Annotated in this window: 20 protein-coding genes; 5 read left to right on the forward strand and 15 right to left on the reverse strand. The window is 67.3% G+C overall.

All coding sequences use genetic code 11. From position 1 onward, the window contains the following. Positions 1-14: 14 nt before the first annotated feature. The 4 genes from IPK27_06790 to IPK27_06805 are packed head-to-tail and all read right to left on the reverse strand — an operon-like array spanning position 15 to position 4,798. Positions 15-1,244 carry a DUF4340 domain-containing protein gene (locus tag IPK27_06790; protein ID MBK8067328.1) on the reverse strand — a complete coding sequence of 410 codons (1,230 nt, stop codon included), beginning with the start codon at positions 1,242-1,244 and terminating at the stop codon, positions 15-17. Between the two features lie 3 nt (positions 1,245-1,247). Continuing rightward, positions 1,248-3,113 (reverse strand): Gldg family protein, encoded by a 1,866-nt coding sequence (locus tag IPK27_06795; GenBank protein MBK8067329.1) that lies wholly within the window; start codon positions 3,111-3,113, stop codon positions 1,248-1,250. A 24-nt stretch (positions 3,114-3,137) separates the two neighbouring features. After that, positions 3,138-3,872, reverse strand: coding sequence for an ABC transporter permease subunit (locus tag IPK27_06800; GenBank protein MBK8067330.1), 735 nt, complete (start codon positions 3,870-3,872; stop codon positions 3,138-3,140). Further along, entirely contained in the window at positions 3,869-4,798 is a 930-nt protein-coding gene (locus IPK27_06805) for an ABC transporter ATP-binding protein (protein MBK8067331.1), read from the reverse strand. Before IPK27_06805 ends, IPK27_06800 begins: the two co-directional genes overlap by 4 nt. A gap of 181 nt (positions 4,799-4,979) precedes the next feature. Between IPK27_06805 and IPK27_06810 the strand changes: the two genes are divergently transcribed. Together IPK27_06810 and IPK27_06815 are read left to right on the forward strand one after the other, a co-directional pair. Next, positions 4,980-5,834, forward strand: coding sequence for a hypothetical protein (locus IPK27_06810; GenBank protein ID MBK8067332.1), 855 nt, complete (start codon positions 4,980-4,982; stop codon positions 5,832-5,834). A 65-nt stretch (positions 5,835-5,899) separates the two neighbouring features. Next, positions 5,900-6,373 (forward strand): two pore domain potassium channel family protein, encoded by a 474-nt coding sequence (locus IPK27_06815; protein ID MBK8067333.1) that lies wholly within the window; start codon positions 5,900-5,902, stop codon positions 6,371-6,373. A 144-nt stretch (positions 6,374-6,517) separates the two neighbouring features. On the opposite strand, the gene IPK27_06820 is transcribed toward IPK27_06815, so the two are convergent. The 10 genes from IPK27_06820 to IPK27_06865 form a co-directional block, all read right to left on the reverse strand. Continuing rightward, entirely contained in the window at positions 6,518-7,306 is a 789-nt protein-coding gene (locus IPK27_06820; GenBank protein MBK8067334.1) for an ABC transporter permease, read from the reverse strand. Further along, positions 7,303-8,238, reverse strand: a complete 936-nt coding sequence (locus IPK27_06825) for an ABC transporter ATP-binding protein (GenBank protein MBK8067335.1) — start codon at positions 8,236-8,238, stop codon at positions 7,303-7,305. The genes IPK27_06820 and IPK27_06825 overlap by 4 nt, the downstream gene beginning before the upstream one ends. A 408-nt stretch (positions 8,239-8,646) precedes the next feature. Beyond that, entirely contained in the window at positions 8,647-9,552 is a 906-nt protein-coding gene (locus IPK27_06830; protein MBK8067336.1) for a pseudouridine-5'-phosphate glycosidase, read from the reverse strand. Next, entirely contained in the window at positions 9,549-10,481 is a 933-nt protein-coding gene (locus IPK27_06835) for a kinase (protein MBK8067337.1), read from the reverse strand. Before IPK27_06835 ends, IPK27_06830 begins: the two co-directional genes overlap by 4 nt. Before the next feature lie 172 nt (positions 10,482-10,653). Continuing rightward, positions 10,654-12,273, reverse strand: a complete 1,620-nt coding sequence (locus IPK27_06840) for a GAF domain-containing protein (protein ID MBK8067338.1) — start codon at positions 12,271-12,273, stop codon at positions 10,654-10,656. Positions 12,274-12,310: 37 nt separating this feature from the next. Further along, complete coding sequence (locus IPK27_06845; GenBank protein ID MBK8067339.1) at positions 12,311-12,706, reverse strand: AAA family ATPase; 396 nt, start codon at positions 12,704-12,706, stop codon at positions 12,311-12,313. After that, positions 12,616-13,056, reverse strand: coding sequence for an ATP-binding cassette domain-containing protein (locus IPK27_06850; GenBank protein MBK8067340.1), 441 nt, complete (start codon positions 13,054-13,056; stop codon positions 12,616-12,618). Before IPK27_06850 ends, IPK27_06845 begins: the two co-directional genes overlap by 91 nt. Then, positions 13,053-14,168 (reverse strand): hypothetical protein, encoded by a 1,116-nt coding sequence (locus IPK27_06855; protein ID MBK8067341.1) that lies wholly within the window; start codon positions 14,166-14,168, stop codon positions 13,053-13,055. Before IPK27_06855 ends, IPK27_06850 begins: the two co-directional genes overlap by 4 nt. A gap of 291 nt (positions 14,169-14,459) precedes the next feature. Continuing rightward, positions 14,460-16,655 carry an EAL domain-containing protein gene (locus IPK27_06860; GenBank protein MBK8067342.1) on the reverse strand — a complete coding sequence of 732 codons (2,196 nt, stop codon included), beginning with the start codon at positions 16,653-16,655 and terminating at the stop codon, positions 14,460-14,462. A 283-nt stretch (positions 16,656-16,938) separates the two neighbouring features. After that, complete coding sequence (locus IPK27_06865) at positions 16,939-18,384, reverse strand: alpha-amylase family protein (GenBank protein ID MBK8067343.1); 1,446 nt, start codon at positions 18,382-18,384, stop codon at positions 16,939-16,941. Between the two features lie 148 nt (positions 18,385-18,532). On the opposite strand from IPK27_06865, the gene IPK27_06870 reads away from it, so the two are divergent. From IPK27_06870 to IPK27_06880, 3 genes are all read left to right on the forward strand, one after another. Next, positions 18,533-19,723: a class I SAM-dependent rRNA methyltransferase gene (locus IPK27_06870; protein MBK8067344.1), complete on the forward strand. Its 1,191-nt coding sequence runs from the start codon at positions 18,533-18,535 to the stop codon at positions 19,721-19,723. Between the two features lie 258 nt (positions 19,724-19,981). Beyond that, complete coding sequence (locus IPK27_06875; GenBank protein ID MBK8067345.1) at positions 19,982-20,827, forward strand: prolipoprotein diacylglyceryl transferase; 846 nt, start codon at positions 19,982-19,984, stop codon at positions 20,825-20,827. 212 nt (positions 20,828-21,039) lie between these two features. Beyond that, positions 21,040-21,834, forward strand: a complete 795-nt coding sequence (locus IPK27_06880) for a thymidylate synthase (protein MBK8067346.1) — start codon at positions 21,040-21,042, stop codon at positions 21,832-21,834. Here IPK27_06880 and IPK27_06885 read toward each other — a convergent pair. Next, positions 21,812-22,852, reverse strand: a complete 1,041-nt coding sequence (locus IPK27_06885) for a metal-dependent hydrolase (GenBank protein ID MBK8067347.1) — start codon at positions 22,850-22,852, stop codon at positions 21,812-21,814. The two genes, IPK27_06880 and IPK27_06885, sit on opposite strands and share 23 nt — an antisense overlap. Positions 22,853-22,860 lie beyond the last annotated feature (8 nt).

Raw genomic sequence — 22,860 nt, forward strand, 5'->3', positions numbered from 1 at the left:
ACGGATGACCAGCGTCAGCCCTTGAGCGCGAGCAAGTCTTCCACCTTCTTCTTGACATTGGCGGTCTTCCAGGTCGGGATCGCGTAGACCCACGGGCTGGTTTTCGCGTTCAGCTCGGCGATCCGCTTGTCCAGCGCGGCGCGCTTGTCGGCCTTGGCCTTGTCCGCGTCGAAGGGCTCGGGGATGGCTGGCGTCGGCGGCGTGGCCGCAGCCGTCGCATCCGCGGGCTGCTCGCCTTCGGCCGGCTTGGCTGCGTCCGCCGGTTTGGCTGCGCTGGCTGCGGCCTCGGCTTCGGCCCGCGCAGCGTCGGCCTTGGCCTTTTCGGCGGCGACCCAGGCATCCAGGCGTTCCTCGTCCAGGCGCGCGGCGAAGGTCGCCCACGACTTGCTGTCGCGATCCCACAGCTTCAGGTCCACGACCAGGCCGTCGTAGCCCACGAAGGTGGCCTGCCAGGTGCTCGCGGCGTCGGCATTGGCCTCGGCGGCGGGCAGGACGTCTTCCAGGGTCACGCTCGAGAGCACGCCGGCGATCGCATTGGCGGCGGATTCGGAGCTGAGCTGGCGGCCCTTGGGCAGGTTGTGTACCGAGTAGTTGAACGCGGAGGGATCGGGCTTGTCGATCTTCAGCACCGACTTGTCCGGCGCGATCACCGCCACCGAGTGGATGTCGGCGGAGGGGACGTCGAGCACTTCGCGCGCCAGCCAGTTCTGCCCTTCCTTGTCGGGAATGATGTCGCCGCTGACCAGCCAGCTCTCGGCTTCGCTAGCGCGACGGACGAAGGTGCCAGGGGAACCGCCGCCGGAGGCGACGCCGACGATCAGTCGCACCGGCTCCTTGAGGCCGCTGAGTTCCACGGAGAGTCCGGTGGCGCCCTCGGCGCTGGTGTCCTCGACGCCCAGGCGTGCGTAGTTCTCCGGCTTGCTGGTCTTGGCCTCGCGCAGCTTGGCCTCGGACAGCTTGATCAGGTACGCGCGCACCTTGGAAATGTCCGCCGGGTAGTTGTGGCGGTTGGCGACCACCCAGCCGGATTCGGTGCGGCTGAGCTCGGCCACCAGTTCATCCTTGGCCTTCCGGATGCGTACCGAGCTGATGTCGTTCAATGCGCTGGACAGCGCGGGGACCAGCGGGCCGGATTCGGCGCGACCGTCGGAGGAGACCGGCTGCTGGCGCTGGGAAAGGATCAGGCCGATGCCGAGCACCGCCACGGTGATCAGCAGCAGCGAAAGCAAACGCTTCTGCATCATGGTTCAGGCTCCTGCCATGGCGCTGCGGCGACGGCCGCGGCGCAGGTTCCAGAAAAGCAGCGCGGCGATGATCACGCCGAGCGGCACCAGGGCGATGTTGATGAACTTGGTGCGGCTGCCCAGGCTCTCGATGTCCTGGTCCAGGCTGCGACGCACATCGCGCAGTTCCTTGCGGATGCGCAGTTTCTCGCCCTGGAAGCGCAGGATTTCGGCCTGCTGCTCCGGGGTCATGATCATCGCGTTCTCGTCGCCCTTGGCGGCCTGCAGTTCATTGAGCTTGCGCTCGGTCTCGGTCAGCTGCGCCTGCAGTTGCTCCTCGGTCGCGCGGAAGCGTTCGTCGGCTGCACGGCGCATGTCCTCGACCACCTCGAAGGGCCGCGTGCTGCTGCTGCGGCCGCGGATCGAGATCAGCGCGGTCGAGCCGGACAGGTTGTCGGACGAGTTGGTGATGAAGTCGCCGTTGTCGGCGAAGGGATTCATCAACTGCTGGCCAAAGAAGTTCTGCACCTGCACCCACAGCCGGTTGCTCAGGATGTCGGTGTCGGCGACCAGGATCGCCTGCACGTCCTCGGCGGATTCGGCGATGTGACCGGCATTGCCGGCGCGGTCCGGGAAGGCGCTCTTGAGCTTGCCCGACAGGCGTGCGGCGATCATGTAGTTCTCGCCGCTCGGCGCGAAGTCCTTCAGCAACTCGCGCGGATCCGGCAGGAAGCGGGTGCGCTCGGTCGACACCGTGGTCGACTCGCTGCTCGACTGCAGCAGGGGCTCCAGCTTCGTCGACGCGCCATCCTTGCGCTTGAAGTGGCCGGCACTGTCGATGTTCACCAGGTTGAGCTTGGCGCTGACCAGGTCCTCGGGGTTCATCTGTTCCTTGCGCAGGCCGAGAATCAGCGGATGGGTCACCGGCGGCTCGGTCTGGCTCACCTGCACCTGCAGCCCCAGCGCACGGTCCACCACCACCTGGTCGGCCTTGTAGTCCACGCCCCAGGCGGACAGCAGTTTCTCGAGGTTCGAGGACTTGTCGGCGAACATCGCGGCGCTCGGGTTCTGCGGATCGGCACCGCTCTGGTCGACGTTGGAGTTGGGATCGAGGAACAGCAGCAGGCGCCCGCCGCCGAGCACGAACTGCTCGATGGCGTAGACGGTGTCGTCGGCCAGCGCCTTGGGATGCACCACCATCAGCAGCTTGATGGTCTTGTCGATCTCCTTGACCTCAAGACCCAGCGGACGCACTTCGAACATGTCGTCCAGTTGCTGCATCACGGCCCAGGGATCGCTCATCTTCTGGGTGGTCGGGTCGAAGCCGCCGCCGATCGGAAGCGAGCTGATCAGCCCGATCACCGGCTTCTCCGGCTTGATCAGGCCCTGGATCAGCTTGGCGACCTCGTACTCCAGGAACACTTCCTTGTCCGGCTGGAAGAAGGGGATCGAGGCCTTGCCATTGAGCGAATTGCTGCCGGCGAGGCCGAAGAACAGCTTGTCGCCGGTGCTGCCCACCGGGACCGACTGCAGGCCCGCGGCGGTCGCCTCGTCCTCTTCCTCGCTGAAGGGCTGCGGGTCGATCACGCTGAGCTTGAGCTTGCCGCCGGTGCGGCTGGCCATCTCTTCCAGCAACTCGCGCACGCGCTGGGCGTAGGTGCGGATCGGCGCGAGGTCGCGGCTGGCTTCGTCGGAGAAGTAGAAGTACAGGTTGATCGGCTCATCGATGCTGGCAAGGATCTCCTTGCTGCCATCGCTCAGGGTGTACTCGTTGTTGGCGGTCAGATCGATCCGCGCACCGCGCAGCACCAGATTGCTGATCACGGTGGCGCCCACGAACAGCAGCGCCAGCAGCAACAGCACGAGGCCGCCCGAGGCGCGTTTGGTCATCGCGTTCATCGTCAGGGGTCTCCGTCAGTCGGCTTTCTTGAGGTCGATCACCACCGAGGTGGCGTACAGGAAGAAACCGATCAGCAACCCGAAGAAAATCAGGTCGCGCAGATCGATCACGCCCTTGCTGATCGAAGTGAAATGGGTGATGAAGGAGAGCGAGGCCACGCCGTCCACCATCCATTGCGGCAGCGCCAGCTTGGCGAAGCCGAGCACCAGCGGGTGGCCGGCCAACAGCAGGCCGAAACAGATGACCACGGTGATGATGAAGGCGATCACCTGGCTGCGGGTGGCCGCGGAGACCGCGCTGCCGATGGCGAGGAAGCCGCCGGCCATCAGCAGGCTGCCGATGTAGCTGGCAATGATCACGCCGTTGTCCGGATTGCCGAGGTAGTTGACGGTGATCCAGATCGGGAAGGTCAGCGCCAGCGCGATGCCGACGAAGGCCCAGGCCGCCAGGAACTTGCCTACCACGGCCTGGTTCTGGGTCACCGGCAGCGTCAGCAGGAGTTCGATCGAGCCGGTGTTGCGCTCCTCGGCCCACAGGCGCATGGCCACCGCGGGCACCAGGAACAGGTACAGCCAGGGATGGAAGTCGAAGAAGGGACGCAGGTCCGCCTGGCCGCGCTCGAACAACCCGCCGAGCTGGAAGGCGAAGGCATTCGCCAGCACCAGGAAGATCACGATGAACACATAGGCCACGGGCGTGGCGAAATAGGCCTTCAGCTCGCGCTTGAAGATCACGGAGACGGGATTCATGAGCGGGCTCCGGTCTGGGTGATGGTACGGAAGACTTCATCCAGGCGACCGCGCTCGAGCATGACCTCGTTGACGGCCAGCTTGCGGTCCTGGATCAGGCGGGTGATCGGGCCGAAGATCGCCTGGCCCTTGCGCGGGAAGGCGGTGACCACCTTGTCCTCGGTGTCGATCACAACCTCCTCGACGCCCTGCAGGCCGGTCAGCGCCGCCTTCATCGCTTCGAGGTCGTCGGCGCGCACGGTGACCGCCTGGTGGTAGCGCGAGCGCGCTTCCAGCTCGTCCGGCGTCGCATCGGCAACCACGCGTCCGTTGGCGATGATGATCGCGCGCGTGCACACCGCGTGGACTTCTTCCAGGATGTGGGTGGACACGATCACGATCTTGTCCTTGGCCAGGCCCTGGATCAGGGTGCGCACTTCGTGCTTCTGGTTCGGATCGAGGCCGTCGGTGGGCTCGTCCAGGATCAGGACCTCGGGGTCGTGCAGGATCGCCTGGGCCAGGCCCACGCGGCGCTTGAAGCCCTTCGACAGGGTCTCGATCGGCTGCTCGAACACGCGCTCCAGACCGAGGCGGGACACCACCTCGCGGATGCGCTGGTCCTTCACCCCGGGCGCGATGCCGCGGATGTCGGCGATGAACGACAGGAAGCCCGCCGGGGTCATTTCGCCGTAGGCCGGCGCGCCCTCGGGCAGGTAGCCGATGCAGCGCTTGGCCTCCAGCGACTGCGCTTCGACATCGAAGCCGCATACGCTGATGCTGCCCTCGGTGGGGGTCAGGAAGCCGGCGATCATCTTCATCGTCGTGGATTTGCCAGCCCCGTTGGGGCCGAGGAAACCCAGGACTTCGCCGGGGCCGACGGTGAAACTCACCTTGTCGACTGCCAGCAGATCCCCGTATCTCTTCGTCAAATTCTTGATTTCTATCATTTTCTTATGGCACGAGAGTGGTTGGCCGGGATGCCCGGACGGGACCGATGGATGGATTGGCAACGCGGGTTGCGCGCGTCGCGAATGGGGATGGGGGCGCCGAAATTCAAGTCGGCGCTCTTCACCCCAAGGCAACACGGCGCTAACCTGCAGGACCACGCCGAGTACCCAGGAGTTCCCGATGTTCGAGCGTTTCTCCCGCAGTTGGGCCTTGATCAAGGCGAGTGCATCGGTGCTGCAGAAGGACAAGGAACTGCTGGTGTTCCCTGCGGTGTCTTCGGTGGCGGCGATCATCGTGGCGGCGAGCTTCCTGGCGCCGCTGTTCCTGATGATCCAGGGGAATCCAGACGCCTTCGAGTCGAAGGAACTCTCGCCGGTCTGGTATGTGTGGGCCTTCGCCTTCTACATGACCCAGTACTTCGTGATCTTCTTTTTCAACACCGCACTGGTGGGCGCGGCGTCGATCCGCCTCGAAGGCGGTGACCCGACGGTGGCCGACGGCCTGCGGATCGCCTGGTCCAAGGTCGGCACCATACTCGGCTATGCAGCGATCGCGGCGACCGTCGGCATGATTCTGCGTGCCATCGAAGAACGCGCCGGCTGGATCGGCAAGTGGGTGGCCGGCCTGCTCGGCGCGGCCTGGACGGTGGTGACCTTCATGGTCGTGCCGATCCTGGTGCACCGCGACATCGGCCCGATGGATGCGGTCAAGGAGAGCGCCAAGCTGCTCAAGGAAACCTGGGGCGAGAACCTGATCGGGCAGGGCGGGGTCGGGCTGATCTTCGGGCTGATCCAGTTCGGCCTGTGGGCGCTGGTCGGCTTTCTCGCGGTCGCGATGGTCGCGACCAAGAGCGTAGGCCTGGTGGTGACCGTGATCGTGCTCGGCTTCCTTGCCTCGCTGATCCTGGCGCTGCTGCAGTCGGCGCTGGCCGGGATCTACTCGGCCGCGCTCTACCGCTATGCCGTCGGACACGTCAATGCGCCTGAGTTTTCCGGTGAGTTGCTGCAGCGCGCGTTTTCGGTGAAAGGGCGCTGAGCGTCCTGCCGAGCTTGCGCTGGAGTCCGGTCGCAGCGAGCGGGCTGCTCGCGGCGACGCCAGCCTTGTCCGCTGTCCCGGTCTCCACGCTGGAGGCGACGGCAGCCGTGGTGGCGATCACCCTGGTCGTGATCCTGTTGTGCGTGCTGCTGCAATACGAAGGCCTGATGCTGCTGCAGCGCAACCTCGGCCATGCGCACCTCGGCCCACGCCGTTTGCGCGTGCTGTTCGGCATCGTCGGCGTGCTGGCGATGCACGCGACAGAAATCCTGCTGTTCGCCTGCGGTTACGCGGTCGCCGACTACATACCCGCCGCTGGCAGCATTGGCGGCATCGGCGAGCACGGCCACATTCGATTGCTCGATGTCTGGTACTTCTCCGCGATCACCTACACCACGGTGGGCTACGGCGACCTCGCGCCCGTCGGCGCGCTGCGCTTCATGGCCGCCGCCGAATCGCTCGCCGGCTTCGTGCTGGTCAGCTGGTCGGCGTCCTTCACTTACCTCGCGATGGAGCGGTTCTGGGGGCAGAGGCGGTGAGGCGCAGTTGTGGGTTGTGGGTTGTGAGTTGTGGGCGGCAACAGCGGCTTCCGGCGGGTTCTGGCCAAACGCTTTTGACTGGCTGCCCACAACCCAGAACCCACAACCCACAACCGGCAATCCAGAGCCCGAAACCCGGAACCTCTACTGCTTCAACCGGTACCCTGTCCTGAATATCCACCACACCACGCCCAGGCACACGGCGAGGAAGCCGGCTGTCGCCGCCAGGCTCAGGCCCACGGCGACGTCCGCGGTTCCGTAGAAGGCCCAGCGGAAGCCGCTGACGAGGTAGACGATCGGGTTGGCCAGCGCGATGGTTTGCCAGATGCCGGGCAGCATGTTGATCGAGTAGAAGGCGCCGCCGAGGAAGGTCAACGGGGTGATCACCAGCATCGGGATCACCTGCAACTGCTCCCAGCTCTGCGCCCAGATGCCGATGATGAATCCGAACAGGCAGAAGGTCAGCGCGGTCAGCACCAGGAAGCCGAACATCCAAACCGGATGCTTCACTTGCAGGGTGACGAACAGGCTGGCGGTGAGCAGGATCACCAGGCCCAGGATGATCGACTTGGTCGCTGCGGCGCCGACGTATCCGCAGATGATCTCGAAGGGCGACACCGGGGCCGACAGGAGCTCGTAGCTGGTCCCGGTCCAGCGCGGGAAGTAGATGCCGAAGGCGGCGTTGTTGATGCTCTCGGTCAGCACCGACAGCATGATCAGGCCGGGTACGATGAAGGCGCCGTAGCTCACGCCGTCGATCTCGCCCATGCGCCCGCCGATGGCCGCACCGAACACCACGAAGTACAGCGAGGTGGTGATCACCGGCGTCAGCAGGCTCTGGCCGACGGTGCGCATGAAGCGCGCCATCTCGAAGCGGTAGATCGCCCACACCGCACGCGCGTTGAATGCCGGTACCGCCGGGTGCGCGCTCATGCGGCTGCTCCCTGCTTGCCGGTCAGGCTGACGAAGATGTCCTCCAGCGAACTCTGCTCGGTGTTGAGGTCGCGAAAGCCGATGCCGAGTTCGTGCAGTCGCCGCAGCAGTCCGGGGATGCCGTTCTCCTCGGCGCGGATGTCGAAGCGGTATTCGATCAGGTGGCCGTCGTCCTTCAGTTGCAGCTGCCACGAGGCCAGTTCGGCGGGCAGCGCCGCGAGCGGATCCTGCAACTGCAGGGTCAGGGTCTTGCTGCCGAGCTTGGCCATCAGGCGCGATTTCTCCTCGACGAGGATCAGCTCGCCCTTGTTGATCACGCCGATGCGATCGGCCATCTCCTCGGCTTCCTCGATGTAATGCGTGGTCAGGATGATGGTCACGCCATCGTCGCGCAGCGAGCGCACCAGCGCCCACATGTCGCGCCGGAGCTCCACATCCACTCCGGCGGTGGGCTCGTCGAGGAACAGCAGGCGCGGCTCGTGCGCCAGCGCCTTGGCGATCATCACGCGCCGCTTCATGCCGCCGGACAGCGTCTGGATCCGATCCTTGCGCTTGTCCCACAGGGTCAGCCCGCGCAGCAGGCGCTCGACCAGCACCGGATCCGGCGCGCGCCCGAACAGGCCGCGGCTGAAATTCATCGCCGCCTGCGGCGTCTCGAACATCTCGGTGGCCAGCTCTTGCGGCACCAGGCCGATCAGCGCGCGCGCCGCACGGTAGTCGCGCACGATGTCATGCCCGGCCACCCGCACGCTGCCACCGCTGGCGCGGAGCAATCCGCAGACCAGCCCGATCAGGGTGGTCTTGCCCGCGCCATTCGGTCCCAGCAGGGCGAAGATCTCGCCCTCGCGGATGGTCAGCGATGTCGGCTTGAGCGCCTGCAGGCCCGAGGCGTAGGTCTTGCTGAGGTTGTCGAGTTCGAGGATGGGCGGCATGGAGGCGTTGTGTGGGCCGAGTTTGGTTGTTGGTTGTTGGTTCTTGGTTGTTGGCAGCGAGGCTCGCACGCCGGGAATCTGTGGAGCCGACTCCGTCGGCGATCTTTCCCTGCGGAATGAATATGAAAGACATTTTTCCGCAAAGGACGCAAAGGACGCAAAGTAGAGCCAAATCGTTTGCCGGATATGCGGGGCATGGGGATGCTGCGCAACCCAAGACGCTCTTGCCTTCTTTGCGTCCTTTGCGTCCTTTGCGGACAATAAAGCAGGCACGCGTATGCGACAGTTCGATGCGCGAACAAGCGCACAAGTCGGGGCGACCAGGGACGCACTGGTCCTGAGCTGGTCGGTCAGCAGCTGCCGCATTGCGGCAAGTGCCCGGGGAACGCGCCGGGCGCGTACCCCGGGCTACCTGGCGAGTTCGCGGGCGATCGCCGCGGCCAGGCGCGCGTTGTTCTTCACCAGGGCGATGTTGGCCGCGAGCGATCGTCCCTGGGTCAGCTCGAAGATGCGTGCGAGCAGGAACGGCGTCACGGCCTTGGCGGCGATGCCCTGCGCCTGCACCTCGGCGAGTGCACGGGCGATCACCGGGTCGATCTCCTGGCGCGGGATCTCGGCCCCGGCCGGGATCGGGTTGGCGACCAGTTGGCCGCCGGCCAGGCCCAAAGTGCGACGCATGCGGTGGGCCGCGGCAATCTCCGCCGGGGAGTCCATCCGCAGCGGGGCGCGCAGTCCGGAGTCGCGCGACCAGAACGCGGGGAAGGCGTCCTGGCCGACCGCGATCACCGGCACGCCGAGCGTTTCCAGCACTTCCAGGGTCTTGGGCAAGTCGAGGATCGCCTTGGCGCCGGCGGCGACCACCGTGACCGGTGTTGTCGCAAGTTCCTGCAGATCGGCCGAGATGTCGAAGCTGGTCTCGGCGCCACGGTGCACCCCGCCGATGCCGCCGGTGGCGAACACGCCGATGCCGGCCAGGTGGGCGCAGATCATGGTCGCGGCCACCGTGGTCGCGCCGGTGCGTCGCTGCGCGAGGCAGGCGGCAAGATCGGCGCGCGAGAGCTTCATCACGCCCTGCGCCTGCGCCAGGCGGTCGAGCTGCGCGCCGTCCAGTCCCACCTGGATCTGCCCGTCCATCACCGCGATGGTGGCCGGCGTGGCGCCGGCTGCGCGTACCTCGGCCTCGACGCCGAGCGCAGTGTCACGGTTCTGCGGCCACGGCATGCCATGCGTGATGATGGTGGATTCGAGCGCCACCAGCGGCGCGCCGGCGTCGCGCGCGGCGCGGACCTCGGGCGAGTAGTGCAGCGGGATCATGCGGGGAGTTCTCCGGAGACGTGGCGCGCGGCGGCCTGCAGCGCGGCGGCCAGCGCGGCCTCGCGCCCGGCGCCGCGGCGCTCGGCCACCCAGTGGGCGGCCATGAAGGTATCGCCGGCGCCGGTGACGCGCGTCTGCAGCACCGGCGGCGGCACCTGGTGGATCACGCCGTCGGCGGCGCCGCAGGCCGCGGCGCGCGGACCGTCGGTGACCAGCACCCGGTGCGCGCCGCGTTCGATCAGCGCCGCCGCGGCGGCGGGTGCGTCCTCGAAGCGGTCCTGGCACAGGATGCCGGCCTCTTCCAGGTTCAGGTAGAGCGTGGTGCGCGGACGGCGCAGCAAGGGCAGCAGGCGCTCGGCCTTGCCGGGGCTGGCCGGGGCGACCCGCAAATCGGCCAAGGCGAACAGCGGCGAATGCGCGATCTGCGCCAGCAGCGCCTCGGTCAGGTTGCCGTCGAGTGCCACCGGCCCCGCCCAGGGCGCGTCGAAGCTGCCGAGGCGGCCGTCGCCCAGCGGCTTCAGGATCCGTTCGCCCGCAGCTTCCAGCGAATAGGCATCCGCCACCGCCGCGACCAGGCCATTGGCGGCCTCGATCGCGAGGTAGCGATCCGTCGGCAGGTCCTGCGAGCGGTAGACATGGCTGCAATCGAGACCCATGCGCTGCGCCACGGCGACCAGTTCCTCGCCTTCCTCGTCGCGGCCTACCGCCGACAGCAGCGCCGGGCGCAACCCGAAGCGCGCCAGCGTCATCGCGATGTTCATCGCCACGCCGCCCGGCCGGCGCGTGATCCGCCCCGGCACATCGGCGCCCGGTGCCATGTGCATGTGCGCACGGCCGATGATGTCCCACAGGACCGAGCCGATGCAGAGGATGTCGGGCTGCAGGCCGACCGTTGCGGATATTCCGTTGGAAACGTGCAGGCTGTTCATCAGTCCGCAAAGGACGCAAAGGACGCAAAGGAAGGCGTCTGGGCCAGCGAATCCAGGGACTCCAGCAATAGCGCTGGGATAAGCAACTGCAGCGGCAACGGTCCCAGCGGCTTGCTCCGCATTTCTTCGCGTCCTTTGCGTCCTTTGCGTCCTTTGCGGACAGAAATGCAGTTCACTCTTGCGCCTCACTCGCGCTCAGGAAAGCCGCCAGCTCCGCGCTGACGCCCGGGACGCGGTGCCAGTCGATCGTGTCGATCTGCTTCGGATCGAGAAAGCGCTGGGCATACCTGAGGTACACGCGCTCGCGCAGGAACACGTCGAACAGGTCCGGGTCGATGTGGTTGCCGAGCTTCATGTTGCCGAGGATGTGGATCGATTCCGACAGCGTCTTGGCGCTCTTGTAGGGCCGGTCCGGCGCGGTCAGCGCCTCGAATACGTCGGCGATGCCCATGACCCGCGCCTGCACGCTCATCTGCTCGCGTTTCAGGCCGCGCGGATAACCCTTGCCATCCATCCGTTCGTGGTGGCCGCCAGCGTACTCGGGCACATTGCGCAAATGCGGCGGCCAGGGCAGCGCCTCGAGCATGCGGATGGTCATGACGATGTGGTTGTTGATCACCTCGCGCTCGGCGGCGTTCAGCGTGCCGCGGCGGATCGAGAGATTCATCGCCTCCTCGTCGCTGAGCAGCGTGCGTGGACTGCCGTCGAGATCGTTCCAGGCTTGGCTGGCGATGCGCTGCACCTGGGCGATGTCGCCATCGCTCATGAACTCGCCGCCGATGTTGGCGCGGCGCAGAAAGGCGCGGTCGGCCGCAAGTTGCCGGGTCCGCTCCGCCAGCGTCGCGGCGTCGATCTCACCCTTCAGGTGCGCGATCTGGTTGTCGCGCAGCAGGATCTCGATCCGCGTATCGACCAGATGGATGCGGTCGAACAGGGTCTCCAGCTTGGTCGCCTTGTCGACCACGTGGACCGGCGTGGTGATCTTGCCGCAATCGTGCAGCAGGCCGGCGATCTTCAGCTCGTAGCGATCCGCCTCGCTCATCGTGAAGTCCGCCAGCGGACCTTCCTCGATGCTCACTGCAGCCTCGGCCAGCATCATCGTCAGTTCGGGCACGCGTTCGCAGTGGCCGCCGGTGTAGGGCGATTTCTCGTCGAGCGCGGTGTTGATCAGCTTGATCAGGGATTCGAACAACTCGGCCATCTGCTCCAGCAGACAACGGTTGTTGAGCGCGATGGACGCCTGCGAGGCGAGCGACTCGACCAGTTCCTGGTCGGCGTCGGTGAAGGCGCGCACGCCCGGATCCGGTCCGCCGGCATTGATCAGTTGCAGCACGCCGATCACTTCGCCGACATGATCCTTCATCGGCACCGTGAGGAAGGACTGCGAGCGATAGCCGGTGCGCGCGTCGAACGCACGCGTGCCGGAAAAGTCGAAGCCGGGCTCGCTGTAGGCGTCGAGCACATTGACCGTGTTGCCGGTCAGCGCCGCATGCGCCACCACCAACGAATGGTTGGGGTTGCCGTCCGCGTGATGCAGGGGAATCTCCGGCAGGTCCACCGGTTCGCCCGCGCTGCCGCCCTTGTACAGCCCGAGCGAGAGGTTGCGCAGCAGGTCGAAGGCGAGGCGATTCTCGCGGATGCGGTAGAAGGTCACGCCATCGGCCTGGGTGAAAGCGCGCGCGGCCTCGGCGATGCGCTCCATCAGGTGGTCGAAATCGCGCACCGAGGACAGTGCCTGGCCGATCTCGTTCAGCGTCTCGAGGCGGATGCGGATCTCGTGATCGTTGGCCATGCCAGTCCTTCCCGGACGGCCATGCGGTCCGGTCAGCCTAGGCTACCGCAACCTCCCCGCGCAGCGCCGTGACGACGGCGCGTTCGAAGGCACCCGGATCGGCATGCCGCCATTGGCCGAGTTCCTTGCTCCCCCAGCGATGACGGATGCGGCCCTCGTGCAGCAGCGCGGCATCGGTCAGCAGGGTCGGCGCGATTTCCAGGCCGTGGGTGGCCAGCAGCACCCCGCAACCGCGCTCGCAGCGTTCGATCAGTTCCAGCTTGAGTTCGTGGCTGGAGATCGGGTCGAGGCCGTTCATGACCTCATCGAGCACCAGCAGCGGCGGATCGCCGAGCAGGCCGATCAGGATTGCGAACTTCTGCCGGGTGCCGAGCGAGCAGGCTTCGATGCGCTGGTCCAGCCAGCGACTGGCGCCGAGGCGTTCGCACAGCACCAGGTACTCGCGGGGGGCTCCGCCAGCCCGCGCGCGGCGGCGGTGACCGCCAGCGCCTGGCGCCCGGTCAAGGCGGCGGGCAGTCGCGCCGGGTCCGGCGCGAATCCGAACCGGGTACGCGCCGCAAGTGGGTCGGTGGAGATATCGACGCCATCGATGCGGACGCGCCCGGAGGTGGTCGGCAGCAGCCCGACGATGGCGCGGATCAGGCTGGTCTTGCCCGAGCCATTCGGACCGACCAGCCCGAGCAACTGGCCGTGGGAGATCGAGAGGTCCACGCCCTGCAGCACGTGCGTCGTGCCAAAGGCCAGCTGCAGCGATGCGATTTCGAGCAGGACATCCGCGGTCATGAATTTCCCTTGCGCCATGCCTGCCCCAGGCAGGCCGCGTAGATCAGTGGTGCCGCCGGCGGCAGCACCTGGACGGTGGCGAAGACGCAGGCGCCGTGCAGCATCAGCAGCAGCGGATAGCGCGACGGCTGCGGGCGGGTGGCATGGGCGCACAACACCGCGTCGAGCATGACTGCCGCGAGCAGCGCTGCCAGCGCCGACGCAAACAGGGCAGGCGCGCCTAGCGCATGCATGCAGGCGCCGAACAACAGCACCAGGGTGCCGCCGCGACGCAGCAGCGGACGCCGGTAGGCGCCGAGCAAACGACGCGGCGCCAGCGGCAGTGCGGCGAGCCAGGCGGCATCCGCGAGGTAGCGTGCGCGCCAGTGGGCGATCAGGTCGAGCGCCAGTGTCAGCGAAGTGAACAGCAACATCAGGCCGAATACCGCGATCAATGGGGTCGACGGCGGGAACAGCATGAAGGCCAGCGCGACCCAGGGCGCGCTGCGTGGCAGGCGCGCGGCGACCGGCTCCAGCGCCGCGCCGAGCAGTGCCAGCCCGCGGGTGCCCGGCGGCACCGCGACCGCGACCGCGCGAGCGGATGTCCGGCCCGGATCGGCTTGCCGTACCCGTGCCGCGGGAAGGACTGCGGCGAGCACGCCGCCGGCCACGGCCGCGACCGCCATCGACGCCACCGGCAGCACCACTTCGCCAATGCGCAGACTGACCCAGCCGAGCAGCAGCAGGATTCCCGCGGACGTGGTGGCGGAGGCCAGCGCGGCCACCCGCCGTCGCGCCTGTGCGCGCGCGGCCGGTGCAATCGGCATCGCCGCCAGCCAGTCGTCCCGCTGCGCCTGCGCCAATGCAAGGTGCCGTCGATGCGCGCTCCACATCAGCGCCAGGGCGGTCGCCAGCGCCAGCAGCAATGCCGGCGCGGTCCGCATCCACGGCGAATCGGGCGCCAGCAGGCGCGACCACAGCGGATCGGCCAGCCACAGCGCGAAGCCGGCGAAAACAGCCGAGGCCAGCGCCACGAACAGTGACTCCGCACCGCGCGCACGCCATTCGTCCCAGCGGTTGCGCCGCAGGAAGTCGAGGACCAGACGATCAGGATTGGACGGGGTTGCAGGCATGCCCGGGCTTAGTGGCCGGCGGCGCGCGGAAGTTCCTCGGTTGCGGGAAAAAGGAAAAGGGAAAATGGGAGAAGCGAGGGCTCGGGTCGGAAGGACCTCGGCAAGGGGAATGAGGGTTGATCCGGTGGGCGAGCAACCGCGGTCCTCATGTCGCCAAGCGCATGGAGGGAGATCTGCATCGCGTAGCCCGGTGGTACGCGCGCAGCGCGTTCCCCGGGTGCTTGCGGCAAGTGCCCCCTGAGCCGCTGCGCGGCACAACGGGCTACGCCTCACGCGCCAAGCGCTTTCCCGTCACGCCGCATGCGCCAGCAACAGCCGCAGAGGCTCCGGCCGGTGGTAGGCATAGCCCTGCACCGCGTCGACGCCGATCTCCTGCAGGCTGCGGCCGAGACGGATGTCCTCGACCGACTCGGCCACGGTGCGTTTGCCGAGCACGCGGGCGATCTCGACGATGGCGCGCACGATGGCCAGCGACAGCTCGTTGTGTTCGAAATCGCGCACGAAGCTGCCGTCGATCTTGAAGGTGTCGACGTCCAGCTCCTTGAGATAGCCGAAAGAACAGAAGCCGGTGCCGAAGTCATCCAGGGCAAAGCGGACGCCGAGCGCCTTGAACTGGGCGATCAACTGGCGCGCACGGTCCAGGTCGCGCACCGCGCTGGTCTCGGTGATCTCCAGGCACAGCTGTCCCGGATCGATGCTGCTCTGCTTCAGGCGCTGGCGCAGGAACTGGGCATAGTCCTCGTCGGCCAGGGTGGAGGCCGAGAGGTTGATGTTGAGATGCACGCCGCGCGCGCGCGGGTCGGTCTCGAGCCAGCGGATGGCGCGGTCGAGCACGTGGCGGTCGATCCGGCTGGCCAGCTGGAAGCGCTCCGCCGCCGGGATGAAGCGCCCGGGCAGCAGCGCTTCGTCGCGGTCGTCGCGCAGCCGCAGCAGGATCTCGAAGGTCTCGAAGGGCTCGGGCTTGAACGGCAGGATGCGCTGGCCGTAGAGCTCGAAGCGATCGTTCTCGAGCGCGTCGTTGATGCGTACCACCCAGCCCATGGCCGCGGTGCGTTCGACCACCGCGGCATTGTCGGGCGACTGCAACTGCACCCGGTTGCCGCCGAGTCCCTTCGCCGCGTAGCAGGCGGTGTCCGCCTGCGCCAGCAACTCGGCCACCGAGCTGCGCCGCGGCGGGAAGGGCACCAGGCCGATGCTCGCGGTCAGCGCGAACACATGGTCCGCGTGCGCGAAACGGAATTCGGAGACGGCCAGCCGCAGTTGGCGCGCATCTTCCTCGGCGCGCGCGGTGTCCGCGTGCGCCCACAGCACGCCGAACTCGTCGGCGCCCAGGCGTGCCAGCAGCACTTCCCCGGGCAAGTTGGCGCGCAAGACGCTGGCGAGCTGGCGGATGGCTTCATCGCCGGCCGCGTGGCTGGCGGTGTCGTTGACCAGTTTGAACTCGTCGATGTCGACATAGGCGACGGCGCCGCCGCGCGCAATCTCCGGCCGCTGCGCCAGCGTCTGCGCCAGTTCTTCCTCGAATCGCGTCCGGCTCGGCAGCCCGGTCAGGTGGTCGGTGCGCGCCCGCCGCAGCATTTCGGCGGCCGATGCGCGCAGGCGGTAATTCGCCGCCGACACCAGTTGCGGCACGATGGCCATCACCGACAGCAGCGACAGCAGGATGAATGTCTCGAGCAGATCGGTCGGGGCGCGGAAGCCGCCGATACCCAGCCCGATCAGCGAAACCACGATGAAGGCAAACGCCATCGTCGCGCCCGCGGTGAAGATCGGTTCGAAGCGCAGTGCGCTCCACAGCAGGAAGGCCAGTGGCAGGAAGCTCAGGCCCAGTGCGTACGCCGGGCTGGCCATGCTGGCCTCGGCGATGATGTAGATCCCGGCGACGCTGGCAAGCAGCCACAGGAACTTCTCCGGGCGTCCGGCGAAGCTGAGGTCGGAGTCGGTCAAGCGCCGTCGTTCGATGGCGCGCAGCACCATCAACATGAACGGGGTCACCGCGACGATGCCGAACACGTCGCCACTGACCCATTTGCCCAGCGCGGGCAGAAACTCCTGCGGCGGGATCATCGCCGCCACCACCATTCCGCTGATCCCGATGACCCCGCTGACCACAGCGCTCAGGACACCACCCACCAGCAGCACGAATCCGCTGGCCACGCGCAGGGTTACCGCGTCCTTGCCGGCGATCCGGGAAACCCACAGCACGGCCAGCAAAGTGCCTACGGTATTGCTGGCCAGAGAAAATGGAATGAAGGCCCAGGGCGCCGGGGTCACCAGCATATGGGTCATGACCAGCGAAACCGGAATCACCGGCCACCAGCGCACGCCGTGGAACACCAGCGCGGCGTAGGCCACACCCGCCGGCGGCCAGATCAATGTGACGTCCGACGGCAGGCTGATGAACAAAACCGCAAACTCCGTCGCCGCCACATACAGGCAGACATAAACGACGAAACGCAGCAGGTGCGGACGCTCTAGCCGGGACATTGCACGCGGCCGCGAGGAAATGGCTCGTTTTCGCCAGCCTGGCGCGAATGATCGCCGCGACGAGACAACGGGCTGTCCGCTGCCATTTCCTCGCTCACGCGGCGCTCGCTCGCTCCTTGCGCCGGGCTCCACTTTGCTCGTCGTCGCAATGGAACCACCCTTCCTCCTCCTCACGCCTCGATCCCGGCGTAAAGCCCTTCGCGATCATCGGCGTGCCCGGGTGAACTGTCCGGGCTGCGCATGGGCAGCGAGTGTAGCGGTTGCCGCGCGATTCGTCCGGGTGTCAGCGCGGCAAACCCGACTGCGGCTGGCGCAGTTCGCTTCCCGGTTCGCGCAACCACATGCGCGCGCTGCGCGCCGGCAGCATCAGTCGCTGGCGGCGTGACTGCAGCACCAGTGTGTCGCCGCTGAGCACATCGCGATAGGGCGTTTGTTGCCACAGCTTGTCGCCACCTGCCTCGACCTCGAACTCCACGCTGTGCCCGCACTTGTTGATCGCCACCAGCCCCAGCGATCCTCGGCGGAAGGCGAGGAAGCACGCGCCGCTGGCCAGCGTGCGCTGCTCCGCCTCCCCGGCGACTGCATTGTGGAAGCGGATCATTGCGGTCAGGTCCTCGCGCCGGTAGGCATCCACCCAGCGTCCGTCGCCGCTCTCGTTGTGGTCGCTGTAGACCAGTGGTGAGCCACCGCCCCGGCCGAACAGGTAGGCATAGGCCAGGGTCTCGTCGACCGGATCCAGCAGCAGGCCGCGGAAGCCCTGGTTGTTGGGAATGTCGTGGGTAACGGCGAAGGTGACGGCGCGCGCCCCCGGGAGCTCCTGGCCGCCGGCCAGCGGATCCGCCAGGATCGACAGGTCGCCGCCGAAACCGAAGCCGCGCCGCAGCATCGCGTGCAGGGGGAAGTCGTAGGCGGCCCATTCGGTGCGCGACAGCCACGGCTCGAGGAACAGTGCGTATTCGCGATCGCCCGCGCCGCCGCCGGTGATCAGCTCGCCGAACACGAAGTCGCCGCCGTCGATGACGCCGTCCAGCACCCGGACCAGATGCTTCTCGCCCATGTGCTTGGCGGCGTCGATGCGGAATCCGCTGATGCCGATCTGCTTCAGCGCCAGCAGGTAGGCGCGCTGCGCGGCGACCACGCGGTCGTGATCGTTGAGATCGGGCAAGCCCGGATCTCCGCCACCGCCGCACAGGCGCAATGTCTGCACCTGGCGTAGGTCGAAATAGTCCTGGATACAGCCCGCCGGATGGAAATCAGCCGCCGCCAGCAGGTTGGTGCCGAGGTCGCCGAACAGTCGCTGGCGCTCGAAATCAGACGGTCTCGCGGCGTACTGCGACAGCACGCGCTGGCCGGGGTAGTCGAGGTCGGGCCGTTGCGCTGCTTCGTTGGCCATATGGTTGATGACGATGTCGGCATACAGCTTCACACCGAGCGGTCGCAGCCGGTTGGCCAGCGCGCGCAGGCTCTCGGTGTTGCCGAGCGGGTGGTCGATGACGCGATAGTCCTGCGGTTGGTAGCGCGCCCACCAGGCGCTGCCCTCGGACTTCAGCGGCGGCGCGACCAGCACCGCGCCGTAACCGCGCGCCGCGATGTCCGCCGCGCGCGCCTCGATCTCGTCGTAGCGCCAGTTGAAGGCGTGCAGGATCGCCTCGGCCGGCGCGCTCCCGGGCCATCCGGCAAGCGCCAGCACCAACAGTGTCAGCCAGCGGGGGAACAGGGATCGGGACATGCGGCGCAGTGTAGGAACTGGCTGGCGCTGGCGCCGGCCGGTGCAATCGTATTCAGGCGCTGCTTTCCCGGAGCGCGGGATTTTGCCGTAGTTTGCGCAGCCTTGGGCCAGCCGCCACGGTGTCGCCCGCCTGCCCAGGGGTCCGCCGATGTCCACGCTGCGCAGCCTGCGCCTCAAGCCCGACGCCGAGCGCCGCCTGCGCCTCGGCCACGCATGGGTCTACGCCAACGAATTCGAGGGCAAGCTCGGCGCGCTGGGGCTGGAAACCGGGCAGTTGGTCGAACTGGTCAGCGCCAAGGGCATCAGCCACGGCGTGGCCTATGTCAACTCGAATGTACTGATCGCCGGGCGCCTGCTCGACGCGCAGGCGGACGGATTCGATCCCGGCGCCTGGTTGCGCGGGCGCATCGATGCCGCCGTGGCCCTGCGCCAGCGCCTGCGCGTGGCCGAGTACGGACGCCTCATCTTAGGCGAGAGCGACGGTCTGCCGGGCCTGGTGGTCGACCGCTATGGCCCGCTGCTGTCGGTCCAGCTAGGCACCGCTGGAATGCAGCGCCTGGCCGCGCAGGTCGCCGATGCGCTGGGTGCGCTGCCCGGTGTCGAGACCCTGGTCTGGCGCGGCGATGCCGCCGGGCGCGAGCTGGAAGGCCTGCCGCGCGAGGTGACAGTCGGCTTCGGCGAGGTGGTCGAGCCGGTGTGGATCGACGAAAACGGTGCGCGCTTCGGGATCTCCCCGTTGACCGGGCAGAAGACCGGCTGGTTCTATGATCAGCGCGACAACCGCGCGGCGCTGATGCCCTTCGTCTCCGGTGCACGCGTGCTCGACCTGTTCAGCTACGGTGGCGGCTGGGGCGTCTGTTCAGCGGTGCACGGGGCGACCAGCGCGCTATGCGTCGACAGCTTGGCCGCAGCGCTGGCGAGCGTCGAGCGCAATGCGGCCGCCAGCGCAGTCGCAAGTCGCGTATCGGTGCTGCAGGCAGACGCATTCGACGCGTGCAAGGCCATGCGCGAGCGCGGCGAGCGCTTCGACATCGTGGTGGTCGATCCGCCCGCCTTCATCAAACGCCGCAAGGATGCCGAGCAGGGCGCGCTGGCCTACCGCCGCATCTTCGAGGCCGGCATGCGCCTGGTCGCCGACGGTGGCCTCGTCGCCTGCTGCTCCTGCAGCCATCACTTCACCGCTGAAGCCCTGCTGGACGCGATGAACCGCGCCGCCCGCGCCCTCGGCCTGCGCCTGCGCGTGCTCAAGCGCCTGGCGCAGTCGACGGACCACCCGCTGCACCCGGCGATGCCGGAGACGGAGTATCTGAAGGGTTACCTGGCTGAGGTTCGGCGGTGAGGGCGGTTGTGGGTTGTGGGTTCCGGGTTGTGGGCAGCCGCAACGCGCGCCCGGCGACAACCCGATGGCGAGCCTTTAGCATGCGCACTTCGCTGAGCCGCGACCGGGTCTGTGGGAGCAGGGTCGGCCTGCGAGCCAGGACTGTCCTCGTGAACAGAGATCGCGGCTGAAGCCGCTCCCACAGGTTCGAGGTGTGCGCGCCTCGCTGCCCACAACCCACAACCCACAACCCACAACCCACAACCCACAACCCACCGCATGCCCTACGTCCACGCCATCGACCCCGTCGCCCTTGAGATCGGCCCGCTGGCAATCCGCTGGTACGGGCTGATGTACCTCACGGGCGGCATCGCAGCCTTCGTGCTGGCGCGCAGGCGCGCGGACGAGTTGTGGCGCGGGTTCAAGCGCAGCGAGATCGAGGACATCATCTTCTACGGCATGGTCGGCGTGATCGTCGGCGGCCGACTGGGCTCGGTGCTGTTCTATCACTTCGGCGATTTCCTCAAGGATCCGTTGATGCTGGTGCGGGTGTGGGAAGGCGGCATGAGCTTCCATGGCGGCTTGCTTGGGGTGCTGGTGGCGCTCGGCTGGTATGCGCGCAGGACCGGGCGTCCGGTCTTCCAGATGTACGATTTCATCGCGCCAGTGGTGCCGATCGGCCTTGGCCTAGGGCGCATCGGCAACTGGATCGGTGGCGAGCTGTGGGGACACAAGACCGATTTGCCCTGGGGCGTGATCTTCCCGCATGCCTTGCCGGGCCCGCCGCTGAGCGTGGCCGAGGTCCAGGCACTGGTTGCGCAGGGCCAGTTGCTCGGCGAGGCACGTCATCCCTCGCAGCTGTACCAGGCCTTCTGGGAAGGCGTGGTGCTGTTCGCCATCGTCTGGTGGTTCTCGCGCCGCGAGCGGCCGCTGATGGCCACCTCCGGCGTCTTCCTGATCGTCTATGCCGTCGGCCGCATCCTGGTCGAGTTCGTGCGCGAGCCCGATGCCCACATCGGCTATCTCGCCTGGGGCTGGCTCACGATGGGGCAGGTGCTGTCGGCGCCGATGGTGGTGCTGGGGGTGGGGTTGCTGCTGGTGGCAGCAGTGAAACGTAAAACGTAAAACGTCAACGGGCCAGGGGGTGGATTGACGTTTTTGCGTTTAACGTTTTACCCCTGCTCGCCGATTGGCTCGCGGCAGCAGTGAGACGTAAAACGTAAGACGTCAACTGGCGCGAGGCAAGATTGACGTTTCACGTTTGACGTTTCACTCCTGCTTGCGAAGTGCCAGCCGGTGCCCAGTCCAGTCATCCGCTTCGCCGCTCCAAATTTCCCATGCACCAATACCATTCCCTCCTGCGCCACATCCTCGATCACGGCGCCCTGAAGACGGACCGCACCGGCACCGGCACGCGCTCGGTGTTCGGGTGGCAGATGCGCTTCGACCTGGCCCAGGGTTTCCCGCTGGTGACGACCAAGAAGCTGCACCTGCGTTCGATCATCCATGAGCTGCTGTGGTTCATTGCCGGCGACACCAACATCGGTTACCTGCGCGATCACGGGGTGACGATCTGGGATGAGTGGGCGGATGCGGACGGCAACCTCGGGCCGGTGTACGGCAAGCAGTGGCGCTCCTGGGCGACGCCGGGCGGCGGAGCGATCGACCAGCTGGCGCAGGTGATCGAGCAGATCCGGCGCACGCCCGATTCGCGGCGGCTGATCGTCAGCGCGTGGAATCCGGCGGACCTGCCGGCGATGGCGCTGGCGCCCTGCCATGCGCTGTTCCAGTTCTACGTGGCCGACGGCCGACTGTCCTGCCAGTTGTACCAGCGCAGCGCTGACGTGTTCCTCGGCGTGCCGTTCAACATCGCCTCCTACGCGTTGCTGACAGCGATGGTCGCCCAGGTCTGCGAGCTTGAGCCGGGCGATTTCGTGCACACGCTCGGCGACGCGCACCTGTACCTGAACCACATCGAGCAGGCCGAGTTGCAGCTGACGCGTGAGCCTTACCCGCTGCCGACGCTGAAGCTCAACCCCGGGCGCAAGCGGATCGAGGATTTCCGTTTCGACGACATCGAGATCGTCGGTTACCAGTCGCACCCGGCGATCAAGGCGCCGATTGCGGTGTAGCCAGCACCTCGTCGGGCGGCGGCATCGCATGCCCCGGCGTCACCACACGGGACACCAGCCAGCCGATGGCGGCGGCGACGGGTCGCAGCCCGGGTCGTTGCGTGGTGTCTACAAACGCCAGCCGGCCATCGATCTCGCGGGCGACTTCGAAGCTGAAAACATATGCCGGCTCCGAGCCCATCCGCAAATCGGTGACGGTCACCGCCGAGCCTTCGCGACGAACCGCGTAGTAGCCGTGGGTGAACCATTGCAGCCGGTCGAAGGCCCAGTGGCCCGCGAGTTGCGGGATCAAGTCGTCCGCGCTGCGGAAACGGCGCCAGGGCCCTGGCTGCTCGTCGACCAGCAGGGACAGATAGGCCTCGCGATAGCCGCCTGGTTCGCGCACCAGCACGCGCCACAACAGGGTGTTGAAGGCACTCGGAAGGGCCAGCAGCCTGGCCTCCGGCGCGGCGCCCAGCGCGGCACGCGCATGTGCCTCCACATGGCGCTGCGCCAGCACGCTCCAGCCGAGGTAGGCGGTCGAGAGCACCAGCGACAGCGTCAGCCCGGCGCTGGCGCCTCGCGACAGCGGCTTGCGCCAGATCCAGGTCATCGCCACCAGCAGCGGCAGGGTGTACAGCGGATCGATGATGAACACGCTGCCGACGCCATAGGGCGTGGGATCCAGCGGCCACAGCAACTGCGTGCCGTAGATCGTCATCGCATCCAGCAGCGGATGAGTGACCAGTGCCAGCCAGAAGGCCCACAGCCAGCGCCGGGGCTCGGCGCGGATGGCGGTGTCGAAACGCCGGCAAACCAGCCACAGCAGCGGCGCCAGCAGGCTGAGCACGAACAGCGAGTGGCTGAAACTGCGGTGATAGGTGAAATCGGCGACCGGATCGCCGTAGCGGATCAGCACGTCGAGGTCGGGCAGGGTACCGAGTGCGGCGCCATACACCAAAGCCCGGCGGCGGTGGCCGGCTGGCACCAGTGCTGCCGCGAGGGTGCCGCCCAGTGCGATCTGTGTCAGTGAGTCCATCGCCGCAG

The sequence above is a fragment of the Rhodanobacteraceae bacterium genome, from assembly GCA_016713135.1.
GTDB lineage: Bacteria > Pseudomonadota > Gammaproteobacteria > Xanthomonadales > SZUA-5 > JADKFD01.